We start from the raw sequence: 11,549 nt of genomic DNA on the forward strand, positions 1-11,549 counted from the left end.
TTATACTTATTTTGAGAACAAATATTTTTAAGCTTCTTGCACCCCTTCATTTTGTACATTGCTTACTGTTGCCTCACCGGACTTTTTTTCGATGCGGTTTCCTAAGCGAGTAATCAATAATACGATAGCCATCAAGCCGCTGATGGCAATCCCAGCCAGATAAGAGTTTGCCCCTGCTGAAATCTTGGTTGCCGCAAGCAGCATCGGTGCTGCGAAACCGGCTAAAGAAGAAATCAGTGTATTCATCGCAATAGCGACCGGAAATTGTTGATGATTAGCTAAAATGGATAATTCAAATGGAATCGTCGCATTGACCATAACAATCCCCATTCCTGAGAACATATTTCCAGCAATATGCAACGCAGGATTATTGAAAAAGACGATACAAATATAAGATAAAGCGAAAGCCACAAAGCCCCAGGCCATCGTATCTGTTTTAGTAATTTTGCGGATATATTTCAATCCAAAAGCGGTACAAATTCCTCCGACATTTCCTAATGCTGTGACCATTGCCGTATACGCTGTACCGTTCCCTTTTGAAGCTAGCAGAATTGATTGATTTGCCATAAAGATCATTAAGCAAAGCGAAGTCACAAAAGTCACGATCAGCATCACATAAACATAGCCATTCAAGCTTTTTACCGTTTTACCAAAACTGATTGAACGTTGGTTAGAGACTTCCTCTTCAGATAATTTTAAATCTTTGGGCACTAAAACTAACACAACGACTAAAATAAGAATCGCTGCCCCATAAACCCAGAATAGATTTTGCCAATTCGTACTGCCTAACACACCGCCGATCGCAGTAAAGCCCATCATTCCTAAATTGTTAAAGCCTACCGCCCAACCCATGACCGCCGCACGCTCTTCACCATCAAAATGTTCTTGCAGTAAAACTGGTCCAACATTACTGATTAATCCTAACCCAAAACCTAGAGCGATCATACATGCTAAAATAATATTCAGACTGCTGTTATAAAAAACTGGCAGTAAACCGCTGATTGCTACGATAGCTACTGAAACGACCCCAATATTTTTTCTGGTCATTTTATAGGTTAACCAAGTAAAAAGTAACGTGGCTATCAGCTGACCAAGCTGAGGAATGGAACTAAGCATTTGTACCTTAGAAATAGGTTCTTGAGGGAATGATTTTGAAATTGCGGCAATTGCTGCACCCACAACCGAGCCTGACATCAACAAAAGATTCATACTTAAAATACCTAAGGCTAGAGATAATTTTTTCTTATTCATAATAATTGCGCTCCTTTATATTTTTTGTTTCCGCTTTCAAATGATAGTTAAAGTATAGGCTAGAAAAAGTACTACAGCCATATGCAAAATTCATGCGCTTTGTGGTCTTTTCATAGATACTTTTTCTGCCTTGACTTTATTTTTGAATGATCACTTTGATTTGAACACTTGCTTCACTTGTTCGAACGATAGCCAATGCTTTTCCTTGGAACAATCGAACATGATCTAGACTGTACGCAGCTTGATTCGTTGGATTTCCATTTGCTAATCCAACGATTTCTCCATTTTCGACAGAAATTGTTACCTGATTATTTGCCGTAGGAACAAATCGTTGATGATCATCGACTGCTTCTAGGGCAAAAAGACTGTATTCTTTTCCTTCAAAAATTCTTTTACTTCGAATCGCGTGAATCGTTGAACTGGTTTGATGCTTGGCTTCAGTAATGAGTTGGTTTCCATCATAGGCTACAGCCTTTAATTCCCCAGCTTGATACGGAATTTCCCAATTAGCGATACAACCAATAATAATTTTCTTACCAAAACTTATTCCATTGACAAAAATCTCAACTTCATCGGCATTACTGAAGACACGAACAGCAATCATCCCATCCGTATTGATTTCGAGGCCTTCTTCATTCCAATGAGGCAGGATATGAAGTACAGGTTCTTTTTTCCAATTCGCTTGATAATAGTAATAATAATCCTTAGGAAAGCCGCACAAATCAGCGATACCGAATTGAGAAGAAATAGCTGGCCAACCAAAAGGAGAAGGTTCGCCATAGTAATCAAACGCTGTCCAAAGAAAAACTCCCCCCATATACTGGTGCTTAGTCAAATAATTTAAAACTTTTTCAGGTGTTGCGGTACCTCCTGCTCCGGGATCACCAGGTTGACGCTTTCCAGGTAAAATCATTGAAAATAACGAACCAAAATTGGAGCACTGACAATTTTCTTCATTATCTTTGTAAATTCCTCGTGTTGAAAAATAAGAGGCACTTTCCGTACTCATGATCGCAAGCTCTGGATACTGCTCTTTGATTTTAATCGCACCAGGTCCCATTGCATCCGCTTCTGGATAGTTTACTCCAAGCACGTCATAATTTGCTAGATAGCTTTCATTAACTATACCATCAGGATTTAGTAGTTCTGCTGAAACAACTAGACATTCATAGTTATTTTGTTTGATACACCGAACTAATTTATAAGCGATGCGGCTCCCGAGATTGGTATTCCCGATGACCTCCTCATTCGCTACTGACCAAAACGCAATCGAAGCATGCATCCTGCTTTTTCGAACCATTTTTTCCAAATCAGCAATTCGCCAAGGTGTGCTCTCTAACAACCGATTCTCATTCATTAAAAGAATGCCAAAACGATCGCAAGCCTCCATAAGTTCCTCAGAAGCATAATGATGAGCACTGCGCCAGGCATTGACACCCATTTCCTTCATCGTTTTAATTTTATAATCAACGATATCCTGATTCAGTGCTACACCTACTCCAGCAAAATCTTGATGCTCGCAAACACCTCGCAGTTCATACAAATTCCCATTTAAATAAAAACCTTGTGAATCATAAGCGAACGTTCGAATGCCAAAACTTTTACGGCACTCATCCGTTTCCATTTGAAAAACTGCTTCATACAAATGAGGATTTTCAGGTGACCAGGGTATTGGAGCAGGAAAAATAAATGTTTCTTTAAGAACACGCTTTTCAAAAGGCTGTAACGTTTGTTTTTCTAACGTGATCAGCTGTTCACTGATTCTGATTACTGGCGAGACCTCGACTATCTCCTGTGAGTAATTCTCGATACAAACCTCAGCTCCCATAACTGCTTGTGTTTCTTGAAGCTCCTGTGTATAGACGTAAGCATTTTCTCTATCAAAAGCAATCAATGGTACAAACTCTAACCAAACGTCACGATAAATTCCAGCGCCTTCATACCACCAGCCTTCTGCTCCTGTCGTTGTATCCACTCTTACCAGCAATACATTAGTTCCTTCATTGCCATATCTAGCCATCTCAGAGATATCATAAGAAAAACTTGTGTATCCACTAGTGTTCTGACCTAGATAGGCACCATTTAGCCAAACATCTGCTGAACGCATCACTCCATCGAAATGTAGAATAACGCGCTTTTGATTCATCAGCTCATCGTTTAAAGAAAATGTTTTCCGATAATAACCAACTCCATCTTCCTTTGATCCAGACATAAGTAATTCTGGAGCTTGTTTATAGGGTTGGCTGATTTTCCAGTCGTGGGGAATCGTAATAGTTTGCCATTCTTGATCCAATCCAGAATCAAAATCGGTTCCGGCTAAATTTTTTAATCCTTGAATCTCATCTCCTCTAGCAATCAGTTTTAAAAAATGCTCACCTCCTGCACCGTATGTTACAGATTCTCCAGCCTCTTCTATTAGCGGTGCGGTCAATCCACCTAAAGCGTGGGCTTTTTTAGCTGTTTTTTTAGGCATACCGATTTCTCCATAATGAAACAGCCATTGCTGATTTATTTTTTTCTTTTCTCGCATCTGCCTTTCCTCCTCTGATATCCATTATTCTAGTTCGTTTGTCTCTGTGATATAATGAAAAATACCGACTTCAAGAAACCGTTTACTACAATTTCCCGACCTTTCGGAGGTACTTTATGGCAAAAGATCCTTTTTCTGAGCTCCATTCTGGCGATGCCGACATTCCGCAAATCAGAACCCATTCACCAATCGCCATCTTCTATAAACAAAAAATCGGTGAAAAAATTCTTTATACCAAAGTGCAGGATGGTAAAATCATCGCCTTTGAAAATGAAGAATATCAAGCGTTGCATAAAAATCAAAACTTTGAATTAATGTATGTTTTAAAGGGAGAACTAACAAATTATATTGAGGAGAAGGAATACACTTTTCAAGCAGGAGAAGGCTGTCTATTGAATACACAGATTCTGCATCGGGAGATTCTTTCAGATGGCTGCAATGTCGTCTTTCTAAATTTATCGCCTGCGCTGCTTCAGGAATTACTGTCTATTGATTCTGGCGAAGGTCCGATCTTTCAATTTTTACAGCAAAATCTTCAATCTGATGCGCAGTGGAAACGCAGCTATATTGAGTTTACTCCCTGCTTGCCTTATCAAAGCGAAGGCTTTCATGTCATTATTGATTCTTTGCAGCTGGAGGTAGCTACCTCCAAAATCGGTCGTGCTTATTTTCAACGAGGATTGATTTTACGACTGTTGGATGCATTGGAAAACACCAACCAATTTTCACTTCAGCGGATTGATCTGGATTTATCCAAAGAAGATTATCTTGTTAATCGCGTGATTCATCTGATTGAAAGCCGCTTTGGTAATATTTCTCGAAAAGAAATCGAAGCCACACTGCACTACAATCCTGAATACCTGAATCGACTCTTAAAACGGCAAACAAAAATGACTCTGGCCAATTATGCTCAAATGATTCGAACTCAGAAAGCTCAACAGCTATTAAATACGACTGATTTGACCATTCAGCTTATTGCAGAACGACTAGGCTTTTCTAGTGAGGCATATTTCTATCATTTCTTTAAAAAGCAAACTGGATGTTCACCCAATCAGTATCGACAAAAATTTAAGCTCTAAGAAAGGCTTCGCGAACTCGCTCAGCTTTTGAGCAATAAGACCAAAATATTTCTAAATTGCTTCTCAAATTTCGAAATATTTTTGCTTATTGCCGAAAAAGCTAGTTCGTGAAGCCGGACATGGATATGCCTGTTGTAAAACGATTTATTCATGTGAAAATTTTATACTTTCTTCATAGTTAAAAAAAACCGATTGAGACTCAATCGGTTTTTTTAGCATTGAAAGAATGCTTTTCACGATATTCAGTTGGTAAAATCTTTAAATGTTTTCGAAACATTTTATAAAAATAGGAGGGATTTTCATACCCTACCTTTAGGGCAATCTGTTCAATCGGCGCATTGGTATACGTTAAGTACTCTGCTGCAACATTCACCCGTTGCAGATGAACCAATTTGATAAAGGTTAATCCGGTGTGTTTTTTCAAATAAGAAGATAAATAATTCGGATTGAAGCCAAAGTGCTGAGCCATTTCCTCTAACGTAATGTGCGCATAATTCTTTTCAATATATAAAAGTAACGATAATAAATTAACTGAGCCATCATCTTCTCCAGCAATCACTGTTTGTTCATTAGCAGCTGAACGAATCAACCGACCGAAGAGTGTTAATAATTCTAATCGGATGATCTGATTCGATTGGGTGTCTGGATAATAGTATTCCTGGATAATGTCCTCTAACAGAAAATGAATCTTTGTATCTTGATGCGTCCGAAACAAGCGATAGATATTCTCCCCCTGCGTTTCATTTGAGAGCAGTGAAAAAAGCAAGGAGGAGACTTTTTTGGTTGCTCGATCCTCATACATAAAATGATAATCGTTTAAATTGAAAGCTGTGTCCTTTAGGGTCAGATTGACTACGATAGCATCGGTTTCAATTGGTTCTACACGGTGAATCGTATGGTTGCCAATGATGATCAAGTCATTTTGCTTCAGCTTTAACTCATCGTTTTTCGTAATAACGGTACATTCACCTACCAGAGGTACGATTATCTCCACATAATTATGGACATGAAATGGAATGAAGGAGCTCACTGGCTGTACCGAAATGGCGATTGATTGCGGATTTACCTCTAATGAGTCGTCCAACGTATGAAAAAATTCATAAATAGGCTCGTTTTTCAACACACCTGTTTGTTTTGGTCTCATTTCTGAACCCAACTCATTCCAATTACGAGGATGATTTTTCTCCTGTAATATGGTTAAAACTTCTTCTTCCATTCCTTCAGCTCCCCTCAAAAAAGCTACTATCTGTGTAATAAGTCGAGTAATTATAGGATTTTAATCTTTAAGTTGTTTTTTTGAATGATATTCTTTCATTACTTCGCCTAAACTATCTCATGAATAAATCATTCAAGCAAGACTCAATTTTAGATAAATGAAAGGCGCAATGAAATGGACACACTTAAGCTGTTTTTTCGCAATGGTTTATACAATTTCTCCAGACTAAAATGAAAGCATGAACAAGTATCTTTAAATCATTGGAGGCGCAAAAAGCATGTTAGATTTATCAAAAAAACCTTATTACTTAGCAGATGAACAAATTCAACAGCTGCAAAGCAAAGTCCAAACTATGACTTTGGATGAAAAAATTGGCCAGCTCTTTTTTGTTATTGGACAGGACGAGGATCAAGTAGACATTAAAGAGTTTATCAAAACTTATCGCCCTGGCGGTATGATGTATCGTCCCGCCTCAGCGGAAAAGATCAAACGACAATTAACAACTGCTCAGGCAGCCAGCGATATCCCTCTATTCTTTTCGGCGAATTTGGAATCTGGCGGAAATGGGATTATTACAGAAGGAACCTGGTTCGGAATGCCGCTGCAAATAGCTGCGACAGATGATCCTGAACAAGCTTACGAATTAGGAAATGTCGCTGGAAATGAAGCCGCTCAAGTAGGCTGCAACATGTCCTTTTCCCCAATTGTTGATATCGATCTGAATTTTCGGAATCCGATCACCAACACTCGAACCTTCGGCAGCGATCCAAAGCGTGTGATCCAAATGGCATCGGCTCAAATTAAGGGGTTGGAAAAGAACAGCATCTTGCCTGTTATCAAGCACTTTCCGGGTGACGGCGTCGACGAACGAGATCAGCACCTGTTAAGCACGGTCAATTCCTTATCGGTTGATGATTGGATAAACTCTTATGGAAAAATCTACCAAACCTTTATTGATCAGGGAATTAGCAGTATCATGATCGGACATATCATGCTACCGGCTTGGGAGAAACAGCTGTCGCCGGATATAAAGGATTCAGAATTGAGACCTGCCTCGGCTTCAAAACGGCTAATTGATGGGCTATTACGTGACGAACTTGGATTTAACGGCTTGACGATTACCGATGCTACACCAATGATTGGTTACAATTCGATTCTTCCGCGAGAAGAACTGTTACCTGCAACAATTAATGCCGGAATCGATATGATTCTTTTTAATAAAAACATTGATGAGGATTATATGTTTATCAAAAAAGCGGTTGAAAATGGCACATTGAAGCTGGCACGAATCAATGAAGCTGTTTTACGAATTCTCGCGACAAAAATGGTACATGGTTTATTTGAAGCGACGATGCCAGAAACGTTGAATTTAAATACTGCTGAACATGCAAAAAAAGCAGCCGCGGCAGCTAAAAAGGCCGTTACTTTAGTCAAGGATCGGGATCACCTTTTGCCTTTGACAGTCGAACGTTATCCACGAATTCGATTGGTTGTTTTAGGTGACTCAGATGACGGAGGTTTTAAAGAGGGCGGCCAAGTTTCCGACCTTTTCCAAAAACAGCTGGAGATACTGGGCTTTCAGGTGACTCTGTTTGACCGAAAGCGGCTAGATTTTCATGAGATTTTTGAAGAAGGCATAGCTGAAATGAAGGAAAAATTTGATCTAGCACTCTATATTGCAAATATCGAAACAGCTAGCAATCAAACCACCACTCGCCTCGATTGGATTCATTTAATGGCGGCGGACGCTCCTTGGTTTATGAAGGCTATTCCGACGATCTTTATCTCAACAGCAAATCCCTATCATTTATTTGATATCCCAGCAGTATCTACCTACATCAATACGTATACTGGGAATAAGGAAAGCATTGACGCAGTACTTAGAAAAATGACTGGTAAAGAAGCCTTTGAAGGGGTTAATCCGGTCGATCCATTTTGCGGTGACTTTTCCGCTAAACTATAAAATTAGGAGTGTACAAAAAATGAGAATTTCAAAAATTTTGATCAATCATATGACAGAACCTATTGGCTTTCAGTTAGATGATCTGCGAATTGAGTTTACAGTGGAAGCAGAACAATTCACAGAAATAACGAAGCAATTAACCATCTGGACAGATAATTATGAAGCCCCCGTTTACCAAAGCAAGCAGGAACCATTTGAAACTAACTATTTTGATGTTCCGTTGACACTGATTCCACGTACTCGTTACCACGTAGAAATTGCAATTCGAGACACCAATCATGAACTTCTTACCAAAGAAAGCTTTTTTGAAACTGGTAAAATGGATGAACCTTTCCAAGCAGATTGGATTGCTCATCCAGATAAAGCTATTCAAAATACACTTTTTCAAAAAAAGATCAGCGTGAAGTCCCAAGTAGCAAAAGCGCGTTTATACGCTACTGGATTGGGGATTTATGAAGCATATATTAATGGTGAAAAAGTTGGTGATGAGTATTTAACGCCAGGGGTTACGGCATACGATCAATGGATCCAAGTCCAAACCTACGATGTCACAGCAGCCTTCCAAAAAGCAGCGGATCATGAGCTGCTCTTCACTACTGGTGACGGCTGGTATAAAGGAACTTTAGGCTTCGATGGCGGAATGAAAAACATTTACGGCGACCAGCAATGTGTCATTGGAGAATTCCACGTGACGTATGAAGATGGTCAAACAGAGATCATTTCCACTGATAGCTCATGGGTAACAACCAGCGGAAAAGTAACTAAATCAGAGATTTATTATGGAGAAGACTTGAATGATACATTAACCCCTTCCGATTGGCAGTCCGTGATCTTACTAGATCAGAATAAGGCACTACTTCAAGACCGATTGAGTCTGCCGATAAAAATTATGGAACGATTGCCTATTCAAGAAATCCTTGAAACTCCGGCAGGTGAACAGGTCCTTGATTTTGGTCAAAATCAGACTGGTTGGATGGAATTTTACAACCGCGAACCCAAAGGCACAAAACTTGTTTTTCAAATGGGAGAAATCCTACAGGAGGGTAACTTTTATCGCGAAAATTTACGTGAAGCAAGAGCCTCTTTTGTCTATATTTCTGACGGTGAAGAAAAATGGGTTCGCCCCCATTTCACTTTCTACGGCTATCGTTATGTAAAAGTCGAAGGAAACACTCAAGCACTGAGAAAAGAAGATTATCAAGCGGCGGTCCTTTATTCTGAAATGGCAACCACAGGCGAAATCAAAACCACTAATTCAAAGGTTAATCGGCTTTTTCAAAATATTCTGTGGGGACAAAAAAGTAACTTCTTAGATATTCCGACTGATTGCCCGCAGCGGGACGAACGACTTGGCTGGACAGGCGATGCTGAAGTCTTTTCTAAAACAGCTGCTTTAAATATGAACGTTTTTCCATTCTTTAAAAAATATGGAAAAGACATCGCTATCGAGCAACAATTGCATGATGGTATGGTTCCAATGTATGCTCCTGCAATGGGGAATTCTGATGGCGGTGCTGCGGTTTGGGGCGATGCAGCAACGATCATCCCATGGAACATGTATCAGATTTATGGTGATTCAGCGATTTTACGTCAAAACTACACAGCAATGAAGGATTGGGTAGCATGGATTCAAAAAAACAGTAAGAGCAGTGATTTATGGACTGGAACCTTTCAATTTGGCGATTGGCTCGCTCTTGATGGAGAAAATCCCGCGTTACCAACTGGAAAAACTGAAGAAGATTTTATTGCCTCTGTCTACTACTATTATTCTAATGACATCATTGCTAAAACAGCTGAAATTTTGAATTTTGCTAACGATGCAACTTATTATCGTGAACAAGCTCAACGGATCAAAGAGGCTATTGTTAAGGAATATATTACTGCAAATGGCCGTTTAGCAATTGATACTCAGACGGCTTATGCAATCGCGCTATATTTTGAATTGGTTCCTCAATCACAACGTTCGCGAGTCGCTAAGGATTTAGTAACCCGCTTGAAAAAGGACAATGACCATCTTAAAACCGGATTTGTCGGTACTCCCTTCATCTGTCAGGTTTTATCTAATTATGGCTATCATAAACTAGCCACGAAAATTTTCCTTTTAGAAGATTTTCCAAGCTGGCTCTATGCAGTAAATCTTGGCGCAACAACTGTCTGGGAACGCTGGAACTCTGTTCTTCCTGATGGTTCCATGAACCCAGAAGGAATGAATTCATTAAATCATTATAGCTTTGGTGCAATTATGGAATGGGCCTATAGCTATCTTCTAGGAATTAAACCAGCTCACCCTGGCTATCAGGAAATCAACTTTTCGCCGCTATTTGATTATCGCTTAAAACAAGTTAATGGACATTTCGATACACCATACGGAACTTTCGCTGTAAGTTATCAAATCGAAGCGGACAGCGAGCACACCATTAAGCTCAACTTGACTGTGCCTTTTGGAACGACCGTACATGTCGATTTACCACGAGGAGAAAATGGTCCGGTAACAGTCAACAATCAGGAAAAAAATAACGGTCGCTTCTCACTTACCTGCGGCACCTATGAAATCGCCTATGTTCCCAGCGAAAATTACGTAGAACACTATAATAGCGAAACACCTGCAGCCGAAATTATGGCAGATGAACTGTTAGTTCAAAAAATTGATGCGATTGATCCTGTGTTAGATTTTTTCAGAGCAGATCCAGCAGCCATTAAGGGCGGTTTAGGAACTATGTCCTTGAGCAAATTGAATACACTATTGCCTTTTATTCAAATCACATCAGAGAATCTGGCAAAAATCAATGACGCACTAGCATCAACGCCTATTCTAAGTGAACGGGAGGAAATCTCATTTGTTTAAAGGTGCATTATTTGATTTAGATGGGGTCATCGCCGACACCTCTACCCTGCATTTTGAAGCTTGGAAAAAACTTACAGACAATTACTTTGCTGCGAAACTTCCCAGTGACTTGGAAGAAAAGACAAAGGGCGTGAGTCGAGCGGAATCTTTGAAGGTGATTTTAAACTATTTAGAGGTTTCTGTCTCTGAGAATATGTTTCAACAGCTTTTGTTTGAAAAAAATGAACAGTATAAGGAGTCGCTTAAGCAGCTATCCCCTGACAATATCTTGCCAGGGGTTGCAACATTCATCTCTGAACTGAAACAGCAGAAGGTGAAGCTTGCTTTAGCCTCTTCTAGCTTAAACGGACCGCTTATTTTAGAAAAGTTAACATTGGCAGAGACATTTGACACCATCGTCGATCCAAGTAAAGTGGAAAATGGCAAACCGGCACCAGATATTTTCATCGCTGCGGCTCAGTCATTGAATCTTCAGCCTTTAGAATGCATCGGTATTGAAGATTCGATTGCTGGACTTAAAGCCATTAAAGAAAGTGGCGCTTTCTCTGTAGCAATAGGAACAAATAGTGATCTGAAGACAGCGGATCTTCACCTTTCAACTACCGCTGAACTAACGTTTGCTGCTGTTCGTACAGCCTATCATCAATAGAAAAGGAGTGAATTAT

General features: G+C 39.7%; 7 protein-coding genes. 4 read left to right on the forward strand and 3 right to left on the reverse strand.

Annotation, left to right across the window (positions count from 1 at the left end; translation table 11 throughout):
- Positions 1-27 precede the first annotated feature (27 nt).
- Together IGI52_RS21940 and IGI52_RS21945 are read right to left on the reverse strand one after the other, a co-directional pair.
- Entirely contained in the window at positions 28-1,251 is a 1,224-nt protein-coding gene (locus tag IGI52_RS21940; protein ID WP_311855035.1) for an MFS transporter, read from the reverse strand.
- A gap of 136 nt (positions 1,252-1,387) precedes the next feature.
- Entirely contained in the window at positions 1,388-3,781 is a 2,394-nt protein-coding gene (locus IGI52_RS21945; protein ID WP_438782444.1) for a sugar-binding domain-containing protein, read from the reverse strand.
- A 116-nt stretch (positions 3,782-3,897) separates the two neighbouring features.
- Between IGI52_RS21945 and IGI52_RS21950 the strand changes: the two genes are divergently transcribed.
- Positions 3,898-4,860, forward strand: a complete 963-nt coding sequence (locus tag IGI52_RS21950; protein WP_016178125.1) for a helix-turn-helix domain-containing protein — start codon at positions 3,898-3,900, stop codon at positions 4,858-4,860.
- Between the two features lie 199 nt (positions 4,861-5,059).
- Here IGI52_RS21950 and IGI52_RS21955 read toward each other — a convergent pair whose 3' ends face one another.
- Entirely contained in the window at positions 5,060-6,076 is a 1,017-nt protein-coding gene (locus IGI52_RS21955) for an AraC family transcriptional regulator (RefSeq protein WP_016178123.1), read from the reverse strand.
- A gap of 277 nt (positions 6,077-6,353) precedes the next feature.
- On the opposite strand from IGI52_RS21955, the gene IGI52_RS21960 reads away from it, so the two are divergent.
- From IGI52_RS21960 to pgmB, 3 genes are read left to right on the forward strand one after another with little or no spacing between them, the layout of a single operon-like run.
- Positions 6,354-8,039, forward strand: a complete 1,686-nt coding sequence (locus IGI52_RS21960) for a glycoside hydrolase family 3 protein (RefSeq protein ID WP_070558472.1) — start codon at positions 6,354-6,356, stop codon at positions 8,037-8,039.
- A 19-nt stretch (positions 8,040-8,058) separates the two neighbouring features.
- Entirely contained in the window at positions 8,059-10,884 is a 2,826-nt protein-coding gene (locus tag IGI52_RS21965; RefSeq protein WP_070504333.1) for an alpha-L-rhamnosidase, read from the forward strand.
- Positions 10,877-11,533, forward strand: a complete 657-nt coding sequence (gene pgmB / locus IGI52_RS21970) for a beta-phosphoglucomutase (protein WP_070504330.1) — start codon at positions 10,877-10,879, stop codon at positions 11,531-11,533. Before IGI52_RS21965 ends, pgmB begins: the two co-directional genes overlap by 8 nt.
- Positions 11,534-11,549 lie beyond the last annotated feature (16 nt).

It is taken from the genome of Enterococcus sp. DIV0187 (assembly GCF_051713785.1).
In the GTDB taxonomy this organism is placed as follows: domain Bacteria; phylum Bacillota; class Bacilli; order Lactobacillales; family Enterococcaceae; genus Enterococcus_A; species Enterococcus_A avium.